The sequence below is a fragment of the Nitrospinaceae bacterium genome, assembly GCA_018669005.1.
In the GTDB taxonomy this organism is placed as follows: domain Bacteria; phylum UBA8248; class UBA8248; order UBA8248; family UBA8248; genus UBA8248.
In genome coordinates this window covers 41,186-61,488 of sequence record JABJAL010000122.1, presented here as the reverse complement: position 1 = coordinate 61,488, position 20,303 = coordinate 41,186, and the positions used below count along the sequence as shown (strand labels likewise).

General features: G+C 52.8%; 21 protein-coding genes. 16 read left to right on the top strand and 5 right to left on the bottom strand.

The features are described 5' to 3' along the window. Positions 1–39: 39 nt before the first annotated feature. The gene (locus HOJ95_18320) at positions 40–729 is read left to right on the top strand and encodes a cyclase family protein (protein MBT6396650.1); all 690 of its coding nucleotides are present in this window, start codon (positions 40–42) and stop codon (positions 727–729) included. Positions 730–792: 63 nt separating this feature from the next. Here the strand turns inward: HOJ95_18320 and HOJ95_18315 are convergent, their stop codons facing one another. Next, entirely contained in the window at positions 793–1,596 is an 804-nt protein-coding gene (locus HOJ95_18315) for a nucleoside phosphorylase (GenBank protein ID MBT6396649.1), read from the bottom strand. 343 nt (positions 1,597–1,939) lie between these two features. Between HOJ95_18315 and HOJ95_18310 the strand changes: the two genes are divergently transcribed. Further along, positions 1,940–2,659: a LexA family transcriptional regulator gene (locus HOJ95_18310; protein ID MBT6396648.1), complete on the top strand. Its 720-nt coding sequence runs from the start codon at positions 1,940–1,942 to the stop codon at positions 2,657–2,659. A 77-nt stretch (positions 2,660–2,736) separates the two neighbouring features. Here the strand turns inward: HOJ95_18310 and HOJ95_18305 are convergent, their stop codons facing one another. Both HOJ95_18305 and HOJ95_18300 read right to left on the bottom strand, forming a co-directional pair. Further along, positions 2,737–3,726, bottom strand: coding sequence for an electron transfer flavoprotein subunit alpha/FixB family protein (locus HOJ95_18305; protein ID MBT6396647.1), 990 nt, complete (start codon positions 3,724–3,726; stop codon positions 2,737–2,739). A 22-nt stretch (positions 3,727–3,748) separates the two neighbouring features. Continuing rightward, entirely contained in the window at positions 3,749–4,549 is an 801-nt protein-coding gene (locus HOJ95_18300) for an electron transfer flavoprotein subunit beta/FixA family protein (GenBank protein MBT6396646.1), read from the bottom strand. Positions 4,550–4,870: 321 nt separating this feature from the next. Between HOJ95_18300 and apbC the strand changes: the two genes are divergently transcribed. From apbC to HOJ95_18285, 3 genes are all read left to right on the top strand, one after another. Then, positions 4,871–5,962: an iron-sulfur cluster carrier protein ApbC gene (apbC, locus tag HOJ95_18295; protein MBT6396645.1), complete on the top strand. Its 1,092-nt coding sequence runs from the start codon at positions 4,871–4,873 to the stop codon at positions 5,960–5,962. A gap of 107 nt (positions 5,963–6,069) precedes the next feature. Continuing rightward, positions 6,070–7,098 carry a Gfo/Idh/MocA family oxidoreductase gene (locus HOJ95_18290; GenBank protein ID MBT6396644.1) on the top strand — a complete coding sequence of 343 codons (1,029 nt, stop codon included), beginning with the start codon at positions 6,070–6,072 and terminating at the stop codon, positions 7,096–7,098. A gap of 53 nt (positions 7,099–7,151) precedes the next feature. Then, positions 7,152–8,105: a hypothetical protein gene (locus HOJ95_18285; GenBank protein MBT6396643.1), complete on the top strand. Its 954-nt coding sequence runs from the start codon at positions 7,152–7,154 to the stop codon at positions 8,103–8,105. 421 nt (positions 8,106–8,526) lie between these two features. Here the strand turns inward: HOJ95_18285 and HOJ95_18280 are convergent, their stop codons facing one another. Then, positions 8,527–9,633, bottom strand: coding sequence for a D-alanine--D-alanine ligase (locus HOJ95_18280; protein ID MBT6396642.1), 1,107 nt, complete (start codon positions 9,631–9,633; stop codon positions 8,527–8,529). A gap of 30 nt (positions 9,634–9,663) precedes the next feature. After that, on the bottom strand, positions 9,664–10,230 hold the full coding sequence (locus tag HOJ95_18275; protein MBT6396641.1) for an isochorismatase family protein: 567 nt from the start codon (positions 10,228–10,230) through the stop codon (positions 9,664–9,666). A 187-nt stretch (positions 10,231–10,417) separates the two neighbouring features. Here HOJ95_18275 and HOJ95_18270 point away from each other — a divergent pair, with 187 nt between their 5' ends. From HOJ95_18270 to HOJ95_18220, 11 genes are all read left to right on the top strand, one after another. Beyond that, a complete protein-coding gene (locus HOJ95_18270) occupies positions 10,418–11,407 on the top strand; it encodes a C-terminal binding protein (GenBank protein MBT6396640.1) in 990 nt (329 codons plus the stop codon). Between the two features lie 326 nt (positions 11,408–11,733). Further along, positions 11,734–13,101, top strand: a complete 1,368-nt coding sequence (locus HOJ95_18265; protein ID MBT6396639.1) for a SpoIIE family protein phosphatase — start codon at positions 11,734–11,736, stop codon at positions 13,099–13,101. Next, positions 13,098–13,514: an ATP-binding protein gene (locus tag HOJ95_18260; GenBank protein ID MBT6396638.1), complete on the top strand. Its 417-nt coding sequence runs from the start codon at positions 13,098–13,100 to the stop codon at positions 13,512–13,514. The genes HOJ95_18265 and HOJ95_18260 overlap by 4 nt, the downstream gene beginning before the upstream one ends. A gap of 5 nt (positions 13,515–13,519) precedes the next feature. Then, positions 13,520–13,852 (top strand): STAS domain-containing protein, encoded by a 333-nt coding sequence (locus HOJ95_18255; protein ID MBT6396637.1) that lies wholly within the window; start codon positions 13,520–13,522, stop codon positions 13,850–13,852. 3 nt (positions 13,853–13,855) lie between these two features. Beyond that, complete coding sequence (locus HOJ95_18250; protein ID MBT6396636.1) at positions 13,856–14,683, top strand: ABC transporter permease; 828 nt, start codon at positions 13,856–13,858, stop codon at positions 14,681–14,683. 12 nt (positions 14,684–14,695) lie between these two features. Continuing rightward, positions 14,696–15,538 (top strand): ABC transporter ATP-binding protein, encoded by an 843-nt coding sequence (locus tag HOJ95_18245; protein MBT6396635.1) that lies wholly within the window; start codon positions 14,696–14,698, stop codon positions 15,536–15,538. A gap of 1 nt (position 15,539) precedes the next feature. Then, entirely contained in the window at positions 15,540–16,970 is a 1,431-nt protein-coding gene (locus HOJ95_18240; GenBank protein MBT6396634.1) for an MCE family protein, read from the top strand. A 10-nt stretch (positions 16,971–16,980) separates the two neighbouring features. After that, positions 16,981–17,655, top strand: coding sequence for a hypothetical protein (locus HOJ95_18235; GenBank protein MBT6396633.1), 675 nt, complete (start codon positions 16,981–16,983; stop codon positions 17,653–17,655). Between the two features lie 363 nt (positions 17,656–18,018). Then, on the top strand, positions 18,019–18,495 hold the full coding sequence (locus tag HOJ95_18230; protein ID MBT6396632.1) for a ubiquinol-cytochrome c reductase iron-sulfur subunit: 477 nt from the start codon (positions 18,019–18,021) through the stop codon (positions 18,493–18,495). Between the two features lie 51 nt (positions 18,496–18,546). Beyond that, a complete protein-coding gene (locus tag HOJ95_18225) occupies positions 18,547–19,335 on the top strand; it encodes a DUF4405 domain-containing protein (protein MBT6396631.1) in 789 nt (262 codons plus the stop codon). Between the two features lie 135 nt (positions 19,336–19,470). After that, positions 19,471–20,139 (top strand): cytochrome C, encoded by a 669-nt coding sequence (locus HOJ95_18220; protein MBT6396630.1) that lies wholly within the window; start codon positions 19,471–19,473, stop codon positions 20,137–20,139. The last annotated feature ends 164 nt before the right edge of the window (positions 20,140–20,303 follow it).

Sequence of the window (20,303 nt, the reverse complement as noted above, 5' to 3'; positions counted from 1 at the left end):
CGATCCGCTGTAGCGGGCAAGTCCTAACAGGAGAAAATCATGTCCACAATCGTCGATCTTAGCCGCGAACTGTATCATCGAACCCCTCAATATCCTGGCCAGCCTTCCATCATTCACGGAGTTTGGAAAAGTCACGCAGAGGCTTTCTCTGATTCAGGAAATGTCCAGGGTAACAGCGTCCATTACTTCACGATGCCTGACCACGGGGGCACCCATCTTGACGCCCCGCGCCACTTCGGGCCGGATGCTACTCCGATCAACGAATATCCGCTTGAGAATTGCTATGTAATGGGCACCTGCATTGACCTTCGTCACATCTCACCTAAGGCCGAAATCACGAGCGACGATCTCTCGGCCGCGATCAAAAAATCTGGACACCCGGTTCAAAAGGGAGGGACTATTCTTCTTTGTACTGGCCACCATGAACGCACCTTCCCTACACCAGCCTACAATACTGACAATCCAGGTGTGAATGTTGCTGCCACCGAATGGCTAGCCGACCAAGGCGTCGTACATTTTGGTATCGACTCGATGCGCCCCGGCCCGGCGGGGGACGTGAACTCTCTCGTCCACAAAGCCTGTCTCGACAAAGGAATTACCCATCTTGAGAGTTTGTGCAACCTTGAGTCTATACTTGATAAAGGACCCTTCCGCTTTGTCTGTTTCCCGATGAAATGGCGTGGCGGAACCGGCTCGCCCGTTCGCGCCGTAGCAATATTTGAGGACTAGAATTTTCAGGTATTATGAATGATTCGTTACAGGGCGCTCCCTCCGGGGGGCGCCTTTCGTAGTTTAGAAGTGTCCGTTTAGCCATGCCCTGGCAGTGGCTTCGATGATTCGCAAAGCACCAATGCCACCCATCTCTGCTCCCTTCTCGAAGTCTCCGTCTACGTTTCCCATTTGATTGGTAACGTGCGCAAAACAGACGACAGGTTTTTTTTTGGCTTTAGAAAAAGCATATAGGGCGGCCGCTTCCATCTCGACAGCCAGAATTCCGATTTCTCGAGAATGAGCGATAGCGGTCTTTGTTTCACGAAAGGGGGCATCTGTTGTCCAAGTGGCCCCATGCTCGACAGTATCTGGGATATCCGAGAAGGCACCCTCTAAAATGGACAGCAATTCTTCAGAAATCTCACAGTACTCCGAGGGTGGAAGATAGTGGTAACTGCAGCCTTCGTCACGTAGTGATTTTTCAATTAATACAAAATAAGGAGGTTTCCTGACGGGAAGTATCTGTCCTGATGAGGTCATACTGATGACGAGGCGGCAACCTGAAGCGAACATTTGCTCAGCAATGAGAACGGCATAAGGAGCACCTACCGCGCATCCGACGATGCCATAGCTAATTCCTCCGAGAGAGAAATTATATAGTTCTGAATGGTAGCAAGCCCAGTTTTCGTTAAGCGTTGCTTCTCCCTCTCTGATTAAATGGCGTAAAATGTCTCCGTCGGGATCGAGGAGGCATATCTCAGGTATATTTCCCTCAGATATGCCTAGTTGCCGCCGAGCTTCTCGCATCAGATTTTTAGGGTCGAAAACCGATGGTTCGTCGATATTTTTTTGGGATAAAATTGGTGGCATGTTGAAATCTGACATGGGCGAAGTGTAGTAGGAATTTCAGATGAAGGTAAACAGCATCTCTCCGGGTTAACCGAGGAGTCAATCAGCGGGGGCGAGGTCTGATTCAATAGATTCTTTGGCCTGCCTTTATATCTAGGCGGCTACTTTGTATTGCGATTTAGCATAATTCATATAAAGCTCCTTTTTCTGAGGTGTTTTTTAAGGCCTAATCCTGGAAATTCAGGAGAAAAACTCCACTGTCGCCCCCTTTTCGCCCCCTTTCCAAAATGCTAGATTTCACGAGTCAATAAATTTGAATATGCCTTCTTTTAATACATGCCGGAGATCCAGGGGGATTTCGGGAAGCCAGATCATATCGATGGCCAAGTCTGCACATTTTAAAATTGCTGGTTCTCGAATCGTCCGTGCCCGTTCTCAACGTGGCTGGAATCGCAATCAGCTTGCACGTATTTCTGGGATAAGTTGGGCGAACCTTGCTCGTTATGAAGAAGGGGAAAACGAGCCAAGCGCCGGAAAGCTGCTGTGTATCGCCGAGGCCCTTGGCGTTTCTGTGGATTGGATTTTGGGTCGAGAGGGGGCTAAGGAGAGTGTCGTTGCTGGGCCGGTCGATGTAACCATCCGCATGTCGAGCAATATTCAGGGCTCGGGCATCGTCGATGAGTCAGAGTTCCGGGCCGTTCCGCTCGTATCGGGAACTATCGCGGCAGGCAGCGCTCGAATTGTTGATGAGAACATTGATGAATATGCCCTGATTCACATCTCTCAAATAACAGGGCGGTCTGATCTAGTTGCAGTTCGCGTTGATCTTGAAATGGGCCGGAGCATGCTCCCCCTCATCCAGCCTGGTGCCGTCGTAGTTATCGATCGCCAAGATAATTTGATCATCCCTGATGGTATGTACGCCGTGAGGGACCATTCAGGGGGATGCACTTTGAAGCGTCTCCAGTGGACAGCACCTCGCCTCTGGTTGGTCCCCGAAAACCGCGATGAACCTGTAGCCCACATTGATCTCGATGTCGAGGGACCCGAGAAGTACATTGTCGGTCGGGTGGTGTGGGCTTACCAGCCACTGGTATAAGCATGAACAACAAAAGCCCCCGAGGCCATGTGACTTCGGGGACTTTTGTTTATTTTGGAAAATTAGAATGTCTAGTTTTAGTTCTCAAGTAATTTTTCGAATTTCTCGGTTAGCGCAGGGATGACTTTTTTGTAGTCGCCCACAATGCCGTATCGCGCCCTCTGGAAAATTGGTGCATCCGGATCAGTGTTGATGGCGACGATGTTCTTACTTGGCCCAGCGCCGACCATGTGCTGCATCGCACCCGAGATGCCCACCGCGACGTAGAGCATCGGGCTTACGATCTTGCCTGTTTGTCCTACTTGCATGTGTGTGGGGGCCCAGCCTGCATCAACAGCAGCCCTGCTTGCTCCCACAGCGGCCTTGAGGAGCTTGGCAAGTTTTTCAAGCTGTTCGAAGTTTTCAGGTCCTCCCAATCCCCGTCCGCCACTTACGACATATTCGGCATCCTCAAGACGAACGCCTTCAGACTCAACTTGTCTGGTTTCGACATAGCTTGTCTTTAAGTCCCCCTCTTCGACAGAGACGGCAATTTCACCCATCTCACCGCTCCGGCCTTCGTCCTCATCGGCAAGAGCAAACGCTTTCATGCGAATGGTGGCGGTAGCTGTTTCTGTCTTGGACCGTACGTGGCTCATGGCGTTGCCTGCGTAAACAGGACGCACCGCCGAGAGCTTGCCATCCTCCAAGGAGAGTTCGGTGCAGTCGTTAGCGAAGCTCGTGTTGTTCCGAAAGGCGATTCGAGGGGCAATGTCACGTCCGATTGATGTGCAGCCCGTTAGGAAAATGGAGGGTGATACTTCTTTGTAGGCCGTGTCCACAACCTGGGTGTATGCGGCGTTGTTGTATCCCTCTAGGATATTGGCTTCGGCAGCGATGACCTTGTCTGCTCCAAGGGCGATGAGTCCTTTAGCGAGATCTTTCGTGCCCTCGCCGCCGAGAAGGAGCGCGACGAGTGAGCCGCCATTCTCGTTCGCAAGATTTTTTCCGATATTACAGAGCTCGCTACTCACCAAGGAAATTCGATCATTGATTCTTTCAGCTAATATCAGAACGTCATTCGACATGAATTGTTATCTCCCTTGTGTTCTAGATTATTTTGTCTTCGCGAAGACGGTCGCCGAGTTTGTCGGCGGCTTCCTCAAGCGAGTCAGCTTCAATAAATTCACAGTTGCCGCTCAGATCAGGCTTGTAGAGGCGAGTTAGTTCAAGTGTCGATCCGGTAGATCCGACCGTGGTGGCGTCTACATCCACATCGCTCAAACCCCATATTGGAATCTGCTTGCGCGAAGCCATGAGTATTCCCTTGACCGAAGGCAGTCGTGGGTTGTTAATTTCATTACTTGCCGTAAGGAGGCAGGGGGTCGTGATTTCGACAACTTCTTCTCCGTCTTCGAGGACGCGGTCGCAGCGAAGGGTGTCGCCGTTCACTTCTATCTTGATGAGCTGTGAGGCGCTTGGGATGTCGAGGGCTTCAGCTAGCGCGATAGATGTGGCACCTTGGCTCCAGTCGCTGCTGATACGCCCGCAGAGGAGGATGTCGAAGGTGCCAATTTTCTTGATGGCGCCTGCAAGGATGCGAGCGACGCCAAAAGAGTCTGAATTCTCAAAAGCCTCATCTTGAAGCAGGATTGCCTCATCACAGCCCATGGCAAGGCATTTTTTGAGAAGATCCTTGGCGCTATCTCCCCCGACAGTGAGGACGGTGATTTTGCCGCCGTGGGCCTCCTTGAGGAGGATGGCCTCCTCTATGGCGTATTCATCGAAGTTGCTGATGATGGGCGAAACATTCGCAGGTGGAACGACGGATAAATTTTCCTCATCTACCTTGAAATCCCTTGGCGGGATGTCGTGGTCGAGGACCTGCTTGACGCAAACGATAATGTCCACTTTTTTTGGCTCCCCTCTACTTAATTGATAAATGCTGGATATGTCGAATACTGGAACTTCCCCAATGTATGCGGGAAGTTCAAACCTACTTTTAGTCCTGGCGTGTGGGGCCGTCAACTGTATTGGGAGTAATTGCGTAAATAAAAGTCGGGCGGGTCTTTTGTTTGGTTTGACGATAGATTGACAGTCTAGAAAAGCGAGCCATAAGATGGGTTGTTGAAATGATAAGAACAATGCAATAAAAGGCGGGACAGGAGCATCCAAACATTCCGATTTTAGCTAGTTATGCATGTGCGGCAACGCACAATGGGAGTCGATTCGATGACAGAAGTGACGAGCGAGCAGGTACTTGAGGCACTCAAGAAGGTGAAGGACCCGGATCTGGGTAAGGATGTGGTTAGCCTCAATATGATTAAGGATGTTCAAATTTGTGGCGACGCTGTGGCGTTCACGCTGGAACTCACGACACCAGCCCACCCCCGCAAGGAACAATTCATGGATGAGTGTCGGATGGCTGTGGGTACGCTCGATGGCGTGGTCACGGTAAACGTGCGCCTCGATAGCCATGTGACTGCTAGACCCACGGCACAGGGGAAGATGTCGGTCGATGGTGTCAAGAATATTGTCGCTGTCGCGAGTGGAAAGGGTGGAGTGGGTAAGTCTACAGTTGCTTCAAATCTTGCGCTCTCGCTCGTGGGCGAGGGTGCCCGCGTAGGTATACTCGATGCCGACATATACGGGCCCAGTCAGCCTCAAATGCTTGGTATTGCCGGTGAGAAGCCTATGTCCGATGAGAACAACCGTATTTTTCCGCTTGTGGGCCATGGTGTGCAGGTGATGTCGATGGGGTTTCTGGTCGAAGAGGATAGTCCTGTCATTTGGCGGGGGCCGATGGTGATGAAGGCACTGGTCCAATTCTTGGGCGAGACGAAATGGGAGGATCTCGACTATCTTATTCTCGACCTTCCCCCAGGAACAGGTGATGCTCAGCTTACGATCGTACAACAGGTCTCGTTGGCTGGCGCAGTTATTGTCACGACGCCCCAGGATATTGCTTTGCTCGATGCACGTAAGGGACTGCAGATGTTCCGCAAGACGGACGTGCCGATTCTGGGGATCATCGAGAATATGAGCTATTATGAGTGCCCTGGCTGTGGACGCCGAGAAGAAATATTCGACAACGGCGGCGGCGAGAAGGCTGCGTCGCGCTACGAAGTTCCTTTTTTGGGGGCCGTGCCGCTCGACATAAAGGTTCGTTTGGGAGGCGATCGTGGCGAGCCTGTCGTGGTGAGTGATCCCGAGAGTGCAGTGGCGGTCGCTTTCCGTGAGGCTGCGAGAAAAGTAGCTCTTCAGGTTGCTATCCACAACTCATCGGCACCTTTCAGTGTGCCTGAACTCAAGATAATCAGCTAATTCCGCCTTTGGTGGTATTTTCTTCGCAATAAAATTAATTCTTTCTACTCCGCCATTAATCGGGTGGGTCTAAAATTTTCTCGCTGTTCTTTTTGGAGAGGATATCCATGGACAATTCTGATTCATTGAAAGTGGCTTTTATCGGTCTTGGTTGGTGGGGTGATGTTCTTGCTGATGCTGCGGTGGCTTCGGGTGTGGCGGAAGTGGTGGGTGGATATTCCCGAACAGCGGGTACGCGCGCGAAATTCGCAGAAAAATTCTCGTGCAAAAATTATGATTCACTTGAAGCGCTCCTTGCCGACCCCGATTCCGAGGCGGTCGTCATTGCCTCGGCGAACGGAGTGCACAAGGCACATACGCTTGCGGCGGCGGAGGCGGGTAAGCACATTCATCTCGAAAAGCCGATGTCTTTTTCCATCGCAGACTGCAAGGAGATGATCAGTGTCTGTGAGACGGCTGGTGTCAAACTCGGCATTGGTCAGAATTTTAGGCGATGGCCCATGTTTCGTCGCGCCAAGAAAATGATAGACGCCGGAGATTTAGGAACTGTCAGTCTGGCGTCGGTGAATTTTTCGGGTCCTCTTGGCCTCACTGCCGGGGAGGGGAGTCCACGCTGGGACCCGGTGGAGAATCCAGGAGGCCCTCTCTACAGCTACACTATTCACTTAGCCGATCTCATGGAGGGGCTCTTTGGCGAAATTGATACAATCCATGCGGTCTGCGGCAAGGTGGGCGGACCCTCTAAGACCGACGACGCGGCAGGAGGGGTCCTTCACTTCAAAAACGGGATGGTCGGTATCCTTTCGGGGAGCTACACCGCGCCATTTCGCTTCATAGGAAGTATTGAGGGCAGTAAAGGTGCGCTAAGCTTTTCAAGTGGCGGGGCGCCAACCTTCCAGAAATTCGAGGACGGCATGGCTGACGCCGAGGTACTCGACATCGGCTACGGATTCTGGAACGGACGCGACCTAGGCAACGCCGAGCAGTTTAGCGACCTTCGACGCTCTATCCGCGAGGGTGGGGATCCTGAGGTCAACGGTACGAATGGGCTGCGTGCCCTAGGTGTTATGCAGGCTATGCTGAAGAGTCATGCCGAGGGCCGCGCAGTTTCGATGGAAGAAATTTTGGCCGACTAGAATTGACCTCTCTTTTTTGCTTGTTCGGATTGTAATGAAGGTAGGAATATTTTGTGCCAAAAATAGTTATCGCAGATCCTATTTTTTCGCGAATTGAACACTGGGATTGTGGACCCGAGTGGTTTGGGGCCCCTTACGAAGTTGTGTGGCCCAAGGGCTATTCATTCGATGAAATGAAACCTTATCTTCCTGGCGCCGAGGGTATTGTCACCTGCTTTGACCCATTTACCGCTGAGATGATGGACGTTTGTGGGCCCTCACTCAAGGTCGTGGCTAAGCCCGGCGCTGGCTATAACAACATTGACGTAGCAGCAGCAACCAAACGGGGTGTTATGGCCTGTAACGCAGAAGGGGTGCGGGGGCGTGCCGTGGCCGAATATGCATTTTTTCACATGCTATGGCTATCACGAAACGGATGGCTCAAAGGCAAGCCCGAGTGGGAGACTACACCTATGCTCCAGTTGGGCGGTAAGGTCATCGGAATTGTCGGACTGGGTGACATTGGTGGACATCTTGCCCGTATGGCCGATGGGTTTGGCATGAAGGTTCTCGTCAATACGCGGACTCCCGACCCTTCACGGGTACCAGGTGTGGCGCTTGAGTTCTGCTCCTTCGACGAACTGCTCCCCCAGGTGGATTATCTGGTCTTGTGTGTACCGCTGAATAGTGAGACGCAGGGTATGATCAACTACGGCGCTATATCAAAGATGAGAAAAGAGGCATTTCTCATCAACATGGCTCGTGGGTCTGTGGTTGTCACGGACGACATTCTTGCCTCTGCAAGAGAAGGCCTTATATCTGGCTTCGGGCTCGACGTAATCGATCCAGAGCCTTTTCCCTTGGATCACCCTCTTCGTAAATTCAACAACGTACTCATTAGCCCCCACCACGCCTCGCGCACCCGCGAGACTGATGCCGCAGCTCTTGAGCGCACAGCCGAGAACATTCGCCTCGCCCTTGCCGGGGAGCGTCCAATCAATCTCGTTAATCCTGCTGTGTTTGGATAACGATCGCTAGGTCCATGCTGACAAGGTTTTTGTAGAGGAAAATGTTCTTGGCGGAACACATTTTGATGTTAGGGAAATACATTTAGAAATATTTCAGGTGCGACATGTTGCGGTCATTATAAGCTGATTTCGTAGGTCGTCTTTTAGTGGTTTGCATAAGGCATTTCCCGCCAGTTATTGACCACTGGAATTGAAATGTAGATCTCCGGGTATGTATAGCTCCTTTTTTTGCTCTGAGTGCAGGGAGTAAGTTGGTATATTTCACCCTCCATTTCTTCGAAAATGAGACAAGTTTGCTCAGAACTATGGGAGTCTCTTCATTTAGTTTGGGTAGATTTATCCCTGGTTGAAGAAATGCAGAATAAAGCCGCTGGTGAACAGTGTAGCTGGGGGGTATTTACGTGCGCTTCCTGTTCAATGATTAGGAGAGGTTATCTGTCTTTCTATAAAGGCGCTTGTTGGTTCGCGCCTGCCTCGCGAGTGCGCACTCGATGAGCCGATCAAGCATGGATGAATAGTCGATGCCTGCCTTGGCGATCATCTTGGGATAGCCACTTAACTCGGTGAAGCCTGGTAGAGTATTCAATTCATTGATATATATCTCGCCTCTCGTTTCACGGAAGAAGAAATCCACTCGCGCCAGCCCTGAGCATCCTAGTGCCCCAAAAGCGGTCCGAGCGATCTCCTGCATCTTTCCTTTCGCGCCGCCCGATATGTCGGCCGGGATAATTACCTCGGTTTTGCCCAGTGTGTATTTCGCCTCGTAGTCGTACCAGCCTTTCAATGGGCGAATCTCAGCTAGAGGACTGGCAAGTGGTGGTCCGCCACTTGGATCTTCGATAACGGCACACTCAAGCTCACGCCCTTTGGCCTCTTCCTCAATTAGCACCTTGAAGTCGTACGAGAAGGCATTGTCGACGGCGGCAGTGAATTCCTTTGCCGATTCGACGCGGTGGATACCCACGCTACTGCCCGTGGAGGCTGGCTTTACGAACAGGGGAAAGCCGATGTCTGAGCTGGCATCGTCGATGATGCCAGCTCGATCGACCTCCCAGCGGCTTTGGATAATGTTTAAGGAGGGCAAGACAGGGAGCCCAGCGGCACGTAGCAACGCTTTGGCAGCCGTTTTATCCATCGAGACAGCAGAAGATAGACAGCCTGGGCCGACGAAGGCTGCACCCGCCATCTCTAGCAGGCCCTGAAGGGTGCCGTCCTCGCCGAAGGTTCCGTGAATTATGGGAAAGAATACATCTATTATCCCGGCTTCACCTCCTTCGGGGAAGAGTAGGGTGTTTTTGCCTGGCACGGGAGGGAAGAAGACCTCACTGCCTTCTTCTGGTTCCGCCTCAGGTTTTGGCAATATGCGCCAGCTCCCCTCTAGGGTGATGAGGATGGGTACTATCTCGTAGCGGCTCTGGTCTAGGTTGGACATGATAGCCCGCCCTGAGGCTAGGCTTACCTCGTGCTCAGCAGAGCGACCGCCGAAGAGAACACCAACTCGTAGTTTTTTGAATTGAGAAGTAGGCATCTTCAAATCTTTCTCTTGCAGGCGCGAAGTTTATTTTATCAGGCGTGAGAGGGACTTGAAGTCCTCTGTGCCAGCGACTTTGAGAAGGTCGAAGAGCACCTGCTCGGTCGTAGCTGGAATTGCTCCAGCTCGCTCAAGCGCTTTGAGGGCGTTCCGCCAGTTAAGTTTTTGCCGTGAGCACAGCGCGTCAGCTACGGCGTGTACGATGAATCCATTTTCCATTAGGTCTAGCGCTGTCTGATAACAGCATACATGGGTTTCGCACCCGGTGAGGATAATTTTTGAGCGACCTAAGGCCTTTATGTCGGAAAAGAATTTGCCTGCACCCGTGCAGCTGAACGTCATTTTTTCGAAAGGCGAGAAATTTGGGATTGACTCTGCCAATGAAGTCACGGTGGGACCTAGCCCTCTAGGGTATTGCTCGGTGGCCAAAATCGGGAAGCCGAGGCGGTTTGCTGTCTCAATTAGAGTGTGAACCGAGTCTAAGGTACGATTGCGCGGTGCCTCAGGCATGGCGGCCATCAATTTTTCTTGAACGTCTACAATAAGAAGAACGCTTTCATTGGGTGATAGTCTAAAGTCCTGGGTTGTAGCCATACGGGCCCTCATGTCCAGCAATATGAAATTTCCCTAAGCTGGTAACATAATGGATATAAAGGGTCAAGGATTTCAACGTCTTGATCCGCCTGGATGGCTGGGATAGCATCCAATTCGGTATCCTTTATTACTGTGGATTATTATTCATTAACGCCGCTCCAGTGCGGCGAATAAGGAGGAGTGGGAAATGTCCGGCAATGCGAAAGTTGTTCTGACGGACTATGTCTGGGATTCACTCGATGTAGAGAATGAGGCGCTCAAGGGCCTAGCTACCCTGGTTGCACTCCAGACGAAGACACCAAAGGAGTTCTTGCTCGAAGCGGGCGATTGTGACGCCATCCTGAACACCTATGCGGGTCCCATTACCGCAGAGGATATGGGCCAGATGCCCAACTGCAAGATTATCGCCCGCTACGGAATCGGGGTGGACACGATCGATCTCAAAGCCGCTACCGAGGCTGGAATTATTGTGACTAACAACCCGACTTATTGCATTCAGGAGGTTGCCGAACACGCGATGGCGCTGATGTTGGCTTGTGCCCGCAGGGTGGCATTCTTTGACCGGCAGGTTAGGGCCGGAGAGTGGAACGTTATGGCTGGAAAACCGATGTTTAGACTTGAGGGTAGCACGCTCGGCCTACTGGGTTTCGGTAATATTGCTCGTGAGGTAGCAAAGCGGGGCGCTGCTTTTGGGATGAATGTTATTTTTGCCGATCCGTTTGTCGAGGAGGGGCAGTTCGACGTGCCAGCCAAAAAGGTTGAGAACGATGAGCTGTTCAGGGAGGCAGATCTTCTGTCAGTCCATCCGCCGCTTATTCCGCAGACTCGCGGTATGCTCAACGACGATGTGTTCAAGGTGATGAAAAGCACTGCCTACATTATTAATTGTGCCAGAGGGCCCATTATCGACACTGACGCGCTTGTTCGTGCTCTCGATGCTGGTGAAATAGGTGGTTGTGGCCTCGATACGACTGACCCGGAGCCACTTCCCAATCCCCATCCTCTGAGGGACCGAGACAATGTCATTATTAACCCTCATGCGGCTTGGTACAGCATCGAGGCTATGCAGGGGCTCCAGCAGGGGGCGCCCAATGAAGTGCGCCGTGTGCTTTCGGGCGAATGGCCTATCAACGTTGTGAATAGGGATGTGAAGGGTAGTAGTCGGGCCGGGTTGTAGTCATTCGAGGGGGCTGCCGGGCTTGCCGCTCATTGCCTCTCATTGTGCGGTGATTGGACGTGACGCTATGACAATATCTGGTTTGATATCAACTAGATATTCGTAAAAGTGAATGTTTTGCTTTATGTTTATGCTGCGTTGATGATGTGCAGGTTGGTTGTTGTTTGATATGTACATGTAATAATTATTGTATATTCAATAACTTACGTGGTATTGTTTCGCAATCTCATAAAGAGGACTTAGCGCTAGCCATCTGCTGGTAATATACGCTTATGCCCTTTTTGGAATGGCAATCGATGGCACGATTATCCCTTTAGGGTCTCACAATGACGGCTTCCAACCACTTTGAGCCCGATGACGCACTAAGGGCCGATCTCAAGGAGCCTCACTTGCCCGTTGAGACGAGCACGACTGGCGAGCTTGAGGACCTCAGGGAGCGCGTGAACAACCTTGCACGCCTTATCGACGTCACTGTCCTCGTCTCCTCTAGCCTAAATCTCAAAGAAGTAATGAACCGGGTTATGAAAATGGCCAAGGAAATGATGGAGGCCGAGGCCGCCTCGATCATGCTTTGGAACCAGGAACTTGAGTGCCTCGAATTCGAGATTTCCGTCGGTGGTGTTGGGATGGAGAAACTCAAGACCCTCCAAATCAAAAAAGGGCAGGGTATCGCTGGCACCGTGGCTGATACGGGAGAGCCTCTTCTGGTGGCCGATGTCTCCAAAGACGAGCGTTTTTTCCAAGAAGCGGACCAAGCCACCGGTTTCGTGACGAAGTCGATACTGGCCGCCCCTCTGATTGTCCACGACGGCATCGTCGGCGTAAGCGAAGTGCTAAACCACAAGGCAGGCCGGCCCTTCACAAAGCATGATCTCGAGATTTTTGCCACTTTCTGCCGCCAGGTCGCTGTCGCCGTCGAGAATGCGCGCCTCCACGAAAAAGAGGTCAAGCAGAGCCTTCTCGATCAGCAGATGAAGATGGCGGCCGAAATTCAACGAAGCTTCCTGCCAGCGGAGCTTCCCAAAGATTCAGGAGAGCGCTTCGAGGTGGAGGCCTTCAACCGCTCGGCCCAGGAGGTTGGCGGGGACCTATATACCTGTGAAATTCTTGCAGACGGTCGAATTGGTCTTGCCCTCGGCGATGTCTCGGGAAAAGGCGTGCCGGCGGCGCTCTATATGGCCCGTGTGGTGAGCGAGTTCCGGATGCGTTGCGGCACCGGGGCGGCGCCGGCAGAGATTTTGACAGATTTAAACAAGGCGTTGGCTGCCGGAAAAATGCGGGGGATGTTTGTCACTTTCGTCTACTGCATTCTGGATCTCGAAAAGGGAGAACTCGAATTGGCCAATGCCGGTCAATTGCCGCCGTTGCTGGCGGGCAAGAATAGAGAAGCGCGTTGGGTGGGCGCGGCCAGTGGTCCGCCCCTGGGTATGATAGGCACCACGGTTTATAAGACCGAGAAGATAAAACTAGAGCCCTTTGATACCCTACTGTACTACTCTGATGGTATCGTAGAGGCTGAAAACCTGGACGGCGAGCAGTATGATCCACACCTGCTTCCTAATACTTCTCAGGCAGGAGTTGGAGCAAAGAAACTTCTTTCTCATGTGCTTGAATGTGTCGAGTCATTCAGCCGTGGTGCTACCCAGGCGGACGATATGACCCTGGTCTCGATGTCTTGGGCGGGTGCAAGGTGAGCCAATTTCGACTCGAGGTTCCATCCGATCCGGCGTGCATGAAGATCGTGCGCTCCTCGGTCGAATCGCTTTGCAGTATGGCGGGGTTGAGCGAGAACGAAAGCTGCAAGGTGGTGCTTGCCATTGATGAGGCCTGTACCAACATCATTCGCCACAGCTATGATGGTGTTTATGACAAGCCAATTATTTGTCAGGGAAAGCTTGAGAACCATAAACTACTGTTCGTTCTTCAGGATTACGGAAAAAAAGTAGATCCGTCGAAAGTACGATCCCGGGAGCTGGCCGATGTGAGGCCTGGAGGGCTCGGCGTTCATTTTATTCAAGAAGTGATGGACCGTATGGAATTCGAGGATTGTGGCGAGGAGGGAACGCGCCTTTTTCTTGAGAAGAAAATACCTGAATCGGGGGCATAGGTTTAATGGAAATCGAAACGCAGGATCTGGGTAACGGCTCCCTCGTGCGGGTGTCGGGCGAAGTGGACATGTCCAATTCTCCAACCGTGCGCGACAGTCTGATGGGCTTGGTCAAGGATAAAGTCCCCGCCATCGTGGTGGATCTCGAGGCGGTCAGCTATATGGACAGCTCGGGCATAGCGACCCTCGTTGAGGGTCTCCAGGAGACCACCTCCTACGGCGGGAAGTTTCGAATCGCGGGGCTCTCTGAAAAAGTGAAGCAGGTGTTTGAGCTTGCCCGTCTGACGGACGTGTTCGATATATACGCTGATGCGGAACAGGCGAAAGAGGGGCTGTAGAAATTGGCGGAAAACCAGGATACATCCGGCTGGGATGAGACCCTTGCCGCCCTCGGGCGCACAGTCCTTCACGCAATTGACTCTGTCCGCCAGGCGGGAGTGCTCGCCCGAGATATGCTCTACTGGGCTTTCATCGCTCCCTGGAAGCGGGAGCGAAGTGGTACCCGGTGGGAAAGCGTCTTAGAGCAGGGTGTTCGTGTTGGCTGGGAAGCTGTTTTTATCGTCGTCATTATTAACTTTTTTGTGGGTATGATCTCAGCGCTCCAGAGCGCATCGCTCCTGAAACAGTTCGGTCAGCTTCTTCTGGTGGCGAATGCAGTGGCGCTTTCGATGACACGAGAGTTAGGCCCCCTCCTCACGGCGATCATCGTGGCGGGAAGAAGTGGTTCGGCTTTCGCTGCCGAGATCGGCAGCATGAAAATGGCAGAGGAGATCGATGCCCTGACGACGATGGGGCTCAATCCTGTTCGGTTTTTGATGGTGCCCCGCGTGATGGCTATGATGATCGCGGTGCCAATCTTGACGCTTCTGGCAGATTTCATGGGGATCCTCGGCGGCTGGTTGTTGTCGATAACGGTGGTGGATCTTGGATCGTGGCAATATATCCGCCACACCATGGATGCAATCGATATGGGCGATGTCATGCGCGGGCTGACGAAGAGTTTTGTCTTTGGATTCCTTATTGCCATGACGGGCTGTTATCTAGGTATTAAAGTTGAGGGAGGCGCTGAGGGAGTAGGGCGCTCGACGACGAACTCGGTGGTGGTGTCGATATTTCTGATAATTTTTGCCAATTTGATATTCACAGCTTTTTTCTATGCAATTGAATAGGAGCAAGAGCGCGTGGCACAGCTAGCGACACCTGGCGGTGGAGCCCCGAATGCCGAAGAAGTGGTTATAGAGGTGCGCAACCTCGATACCTACTATGGCACACGGAAAATTCTCAAGGATGTGAGCTTCGATGTTCACAAAGGGGAGATTTTTGTCATTCTGGGAGGTAGTGGTAGCGGCAAATCGACGTTGCTGCGCCATATCGTTGGCTTACTTAAACCCTCGGCTGGATCGATTAAAATTCTCGGCCACGAGACGGCGACGATGGGCGAGGAGGAATGGCAGCCTATCCGCCGAAAGATGGGTGTATTGTTTCAAGGCGGCGCGCTTTTCAATTCGCTAACGGTCGGCGAGAATATAGCCTTGCCCTTGCGCGAGTATACTGATCTTCCCGAGGCGACAATCGGGATTCAAGTGCGTATGAAACTGGGCTTAGTGGACCTTGCGGGATTCGAGAATCTTAAGCCCGATCAATTGTCGGGCGGTATGAAAAAACGGGCGGGGCTGGCTAGGGCGATTTCGATGGACCCGGAGGTGCTTTTTTTTGATGAACCCTCGGCGGGGCTCGACCCAATCGCGGGGGCCGGGCTCGATGAGTTGATTCTCAGGCTAAGAGATACTTTTGGGATGACGATAGTGGTCGTCACCCATGAGATGGAGAGTATCAAGAAGATTGCCGATCGGGTGATCATGCTTTTTCAAGGAGAAACGGCTGCTGTGGGCCCACTTGATGAAGTCATGCAGGTCGATCATCCGAAAATCAGGCAATTCTTTGAACGCCATGCGGATGAGGAAAAGGTTGACCCGCATGAATATCTTGATTATTTGACTGCGAGTGGAGGCACGGAGCACTAAAATGCCTAGAAATAAAGGTAACGAAGTGAAGGTTGGTATTTTTGTCGTTGTGGGACTCGGTATTTTCGCCTTGTTCATCGTCTCGCTTATGGGGGTGGGTCTGAGCGTATCCGAGGATCGCTATCGGGTGCAGTTCGGAAGTGTGGCGGGGCTCGAGAACGGAAGCCTGGTGCGCCTTGGCGGGCTTAAAGTGGGACGAGTCGAGAGCGTTGGTATTTCGCCGGACGATGCGCGAATGGCCGAGGCGGTGATTCTATTGAAGTCGGGCACCCCAATTCGCAAGGACAGCAAGGTCCAAGTCACCTCGGTTGGCATCACGGGCTCGATGTTCCTCTCGATATCACTTGGCTCGCCAGCCTCGCCGATGGTTAAGCCCGAATCGGTTATTAGGGGGCAGGAGGCCGCGAGCTTTCAAGATGTGATTAATGAGGCCCAGGGTGTCGCCTCGCGGGTGAATAATGTTCTATCGGGCCTTGATGAGACGGCGAAACTCGTGTTCTCCGATGTGAAGGGGCTGGTTCAGGTTGCCCGCCAGAAAGTTACTTCGATCCTTGGAACGACCGACCGGGCTGTGGCGAGGTTGGAAAATATTTTGAGCGAGAAGAACGAGCAGAACATCACGAAATTCCTTGCCTCGCTCGGCGGGGCGGCAACGCGGCTTGAAAAGAATATTGGTCCCGCCATTGGAGAGTTTCAAAAAACTTTGGGTAGGGTTCGGGGCTCGATCGACACGCTTGACCGGACGGCGAACTCTTTTACAAAACTGGCGGGGGAGTCTTCGAGTTTCGTTGGAGAGCTTAAGGGGCGCTTGGCCACGGCAGATAGGTTGATGGCTAGGTTCGACCGGGTGGGCGAGGGTCTTGAAAAAGTTTTTGCCACAGGGGAGCAAGCGGTTGGAGAACTGACTGGCGCGCTTAAGGCAGAGATTCGAATTATTCGCGAGGAAGTGCAAAAAGAGATTGCGGCCTCTGGCGGAGCCGTTCGCAGTGAGATCTCAGGTGTAGGCTCTCAGGCTAAGTCGGCGCTCAAAAAGGGCGGGGATAGTCTCAGTGATGCGCTTGGCGCCGTCGAGGGGGTAGCCAACCGCGTGGATGGTTTCCTGGTGACGAATCAGGGTGATTTGAGGAAGGTCATCGTGAATTTCACCAAGCTCTCAAGCAGCTTGAATGACATCCTCCTCCAGGTGGGAGGGGAGAAGGGTAGCAAAATAAAGGGAGCGGCCGAGGAGCTTCGTGTTGCTATGGGGCGGGCCCGCTCTCTTCTTAGTCAGCTCGACGACACGGTGGCGAGCCACCGGGAAGACATTCAAATTTTAATTACGGATCTGAGGGATACGGCCAGTAACCTGAGCAACTTCACGGCGACGATCAAGGACCGGCCCTCGTCGATGATATTGAGTGCGCCGGCCGCTCCGCGAACTTTTAATAAGTGAGGATGAGAGCATGTTGAGTGTTCTGGAAAGAATCAGACGCGCCAGGTGGGGTGGGCTATGGATGGTGTTGGTGCTATTGGTCGCGCCCCTTGCCTTGTCTGGCTGTGGTGTGGGCGCAGAAAAGGTGCCCGAGACGCGCTATTTTGTGGTCGATTATTCTGTGCCGACCTCGATAAATGCAGGGCCTATAGTTCCCGTGGTTGTAGGCGTGGATAATTTTAGGTCCGATGCGGTCTACCGAACCGAGAAAATCGTGTTCCGCAAGGTGCCCTACGAGGTGAACTTCTATCCCTACGAGCGGTGGGGCGCGCGGCCCGATGAAATTGTCACGGACAGGATGATTGATCATCTTCTGGCGACAAAGCGTTTTCGAGAGGTTGTGAGGGCGGCCAGTGGCGTGCCGTCCGATTATCTGGTCCGGGGCCGCGTCAAGCGATTTGAGGAGGACGGTATCTCAAATAAGTATTTCGCAGACGCCCAGATCGAGATTTCGCTAATTTATAGACGCACGGGGCAGGTCTTGCTCCAGAGGCGCTTGTCGCGCCGGGAGGTGGCAGCCTCTAAGCCGCCGGGAGGTTTCGTTGATGCCATGGCGAGAAACCTCAAGGGCCTTTTGGGCCAGGCCGCCGCACAGATTGGCCAGGCCGTCTCGAAGCATCAGCGGCAAATGGCCAAGCGCCCTTGACAGCGTGGCTCTGTGCCCGTAATTAATCTGGGAAAGCTTTGATTTTATCTGCACATCGCCCATCCGAGGTAGCATACCGAAACCCAAGACTGGTAAATTACATTTGCGAGGATGTAGGTGAATGTGGTTGAAGTTGCGGGTGATTTCACGTGCCCCCCCTCGGCAATGCGATTTTAGGAATAATGCGAAAACGGATAGGTCCCCCGGTGCTTGAAATGAGCTAGGGTTGAAAGCTGGCCAGGGTTGGTAAAGAGCTGGGGCCCGTCGCGTAAAGTTGGAGGAAGGATGAGCGCAAGAGTTAAATCCCCGGAAGTGAGGATGCCCGCTGAATATGAGGCGGAGGTGAAGGCCAATCCGGCTTTCATGGACCGCCGCCGCTTTTTGAACTATTCCGGGTGGGTTGGAATCCTTGGGAGCATCACGGTAGGTCTCCTGGGTTTTCTCAGGTTCATGTTCCCGCGAGTTCTCTTTGAGCCGGCATCGGCCTTCATGGCCGGGCGGCCCGACGACTATGCCGTGGGCTCGGTAGACTCTCGCTATCTAAGCTCGCACCGCGTCTGGATCGTTCGCGAGGAGAAGGGATTTTACGCCCTTAGCGGGATATGCACCCACTTGGGCTGCACACCGAATTGGCTTGCCAATGAAAATAAATTCAAGTGCCCCTGCCACGGCAGCGGTTTCAGGAGAAGCGGCGTGAATTTTGAGGGCCCCGCCCCTCGGCCGCTTGATCGATACAAAATTGTGTTGGCCGAAGATGGTCGGATTCTAGTGGATCGGGGCAAGGCCTTTCGCCAGGAGCGGGGAGAGTGGACCAAGCCTGCTGCCTATTTGTTTGTATGATCCATTACTCGTAAGGACTGTTTCCCCCTAGCCGGGGTGCTGGAGGTTTTGATGGCGAAATTGAAAGAGCGCTTCAATCTCGATCTCGTGAAGCGAAGTATAGTGGACTCGCAAATCTGGCGGTCCATGTTCCGCCACGGCTACGAGGACACACCCAGGAACCGTGTCCTGATGGTGGTGGATAATCTTTGGCTCCATCTTCATCCCACGAAGATCCGCCGGCATGCCATCCGTATCCGCTTCACCTGGTGCATGGGCGGCATCACGTTCCTTCTCTTTTTGTACCTGACGATAACCGGCGTTATTCTAATGTTCTACTACCGCCCGGTAGGCGAATATGCCTATCTCGACATGAAATTCCTTGAATTCGATGCGCCCTTTGGTATGTTCATGCGAAATATGCACCGCTGGGCGGCTCACGCAATGATTATTGCGGTTTGGCTCCATATGTTCCGCGTCTTCATGACGGGCTCGTATAAGCCCCCCAGGGAGTTCAACTGGGTTATCGGCGTGCTGCTTTTGACTCTCACCCTTTTGCTCAGTTTCACTGGATATTTGCTTCCCTGGGACCAGCTTTCCATCTGGGCGGTGACGGTGGGAACGAATATGGCCCGCGCAACGCCTCTGTTGGGGAGTGAGGGGCCCTTTGGTGAAATGGTGGGTGTGACCCCCCGCTTTGACGCTCGTTCGGCCCTTCTGGGCGGTACCATTGTCGGGCCGCCGACCCTTTTGCGCTTCTATGTACTCCATTGCATCGTGATACCCCTGGTTGCCTCGATATTGATGATGGTTCATTTCTGGCGAATCAGGAAAGACGGCGGAATTTCGGGGCCCCTGTAGGCCCGCTTTTAAAAGGCGATTATTGTGGCGAAAGAAGACAAGGTTGTCGGTACGGTAGATGATTTCCCGCGTACAAGCTGGGAGCGGGTCAACGACAAGGTGCATGTGTGGCCCTACCTGACACGTCTTGAGTTCATGTGTGCGATCATCATTACGATTCTACTCACCGTCTGGTCCATTACGATAGATGCGCCCCTTGAGGAGCCGGCAAACCCCTCGGTCACCCCGAATCCCTCGAAGGCGCCGTGGTACTTCCTGGGGCTCCAGGAGATGCTCGTCTACTTTGACCCCTGGATGGCGGGGGTGGTGTTGCCCACGCTGATTATCGTCGGCCTCATGGCCATTCCCTACATTGATGTAAACCCCAGGGGAAACGGTTACTACACTTTCAAAGATCGAAAATTTGCCATCCTTACCTTCCTGTTCGGTTTTCTCGTTCTCTGGGTCTGGCTGGTCATCCAGGGAACTTTCATGCGCGGGCCGGGCTGGAACTTCTTCATGCCCTGGGAGCATTGGGATCCGCACAAGGTGGTTGCCTTAACGAACATTGATTTGCCGTATCTGTTCGGCTTCAGGACCTATTGGAGCCAGGCTGCCTTCGGTATCTTTTGTATTGCTGCCTGGTACGCCACAATTCCTATTTGGTACATCTGGCGCCGGGATACACTGGTAAACGTCGGGTTCACTCGCTATGCGCTCAAAGCTTTCTTGTTTGTGACGATGATGGGCATGGTGGCGAAGATGATCTTGCGAATTGGATTTAACGTGAAGTACGTGCTTGTGCTTCCATGGTTGAATATCTGAGTTAAGGAGATAACCGAATGAGCCAGGAGGGTAGGCCCAAGAAACATTTGTGGTGGGATGCCTGCGGTTTGTGGGTGCTGGTTCTTCTCACAGGTGTGGGAGCGGCGACCTATTTCCTGATCGCATAACCGCACATTACAATGACCTCTTGAATATGAAAAAGC

Excerpts from the sequence above, each read along its gene's own strand:
- HOJ95_18270 (MBT6396640.1), top strand. The coding sequence starts at position 10,418 with ATGTCCGGCAATGCGAAAGTTGTTCTGACGGACTATGTCTGGGATTCA.
- HOJ95_18320 (MBT6396650.1), top strand. The coding sequence starts at position 40 with ATGTCCACAATCGTCGATCTTAGCCGCGAACTGTATCATCGAACCCCT.
- HOJ95_18290 (MBT6396644.1), top strand. The coding sequence starts at position 6,070 with ATGGACAATTCTGATTCATTGAAAGTGGCTTTTATCGGTCTTGGTTGG.
- HOJ95_18240 (MBT6396634.1), top strand. The coding sequence starts at position 15,540 with ATGCCTAGAAATAAAGGTAACGAAGTGAAGGTTGGTATTTTTGTCGTT.
- HOJ95_18230 (MBT6396632.1), top strand. The coding sequence starts at position 18,019 with ATGGACCGCCGCCGCTTTTTGAACTATTCCGGGTGGGTTGGAATCCTT.
- HOJ95_18305 (MBT6396647.1), bottom strand. The coding sequence starts at position 3,726 with ATGTCGAATGACGTTCTGATATTAGCTGAAAGAATCAATGATCGAATT.
- apbC (MBT6396645.1), top strand. The coding sequence starts at position 4,871 with ATGACAGAAGTGACGAGCGAGCAGGTACTTGAGGCACTCAAGAAGGTG.
- HOJ95_18255 (MBT6396637.1), top strand. The coding sequence starts at position 13,520 with ATGGAAATCGAAACGCAGGATCTGGGTAACGGCTCCCTCGTGCGGGTG.
- HOJ95_18235 (MBT6396633.1), top strand. The coding sequence starts at position 16,981 with ATGTTGAGTGTTCTGGAAAGAATCAGACGCGCCAGGTGGGGTGGGCTA.
- HOJ95_18265 (MBT6396639.1), top strand. The coding sequence starts at position 11,734 with ATGACGGCTTCCAACCACTTTGAGCCCGATGACGCACTAAGGGCCGAT.
- HOJ95_18310 (MBT6396648.1), top strand. The coding sequence starts at position 1,940 with ATGGCCAAGTCTGCACATTTTAAAATTGCTGGTTCTCGAATCGTCCGT.
- HOJ95_18280 (MBT6396642.1), bottom strand. The coding sequence starts at position 9,633 with ATGCCTACTTCTCAATTCAAAAAACTACGAGTTGGTGTTCTCTTCGGC.
- HOJ95_18220 (MBT6396630.1), top strand. The coding sequence starts at position 19,471 with ATGTGTGCGATCATCATTACGATTCTACTCACCGTCTGGTCCATTACG.
- HOJ95_18315 (MBT6396649.1), bottom strand. The coding sequence starts at position 1,596 with ATGTCAGATTTCAACATGCCACCAATTTTATCCCAAAAAAATATCGAC.
- HOJ95_18225 (MBT6396631.1), top strand. The coding sequence starts at position 18,547 with ATGGCGAAATTGAAAGAGCGCTTCAATCTCGATCTCGTGAAGCGAAGT.
- HOJ95_18275 (MBT6396641.1), bottom strand. The coding sequence starts at position 10,230 with ATGGCTACAACCCAGGACTTTAGACTATCACCCAATGAAAGCGTTCTT.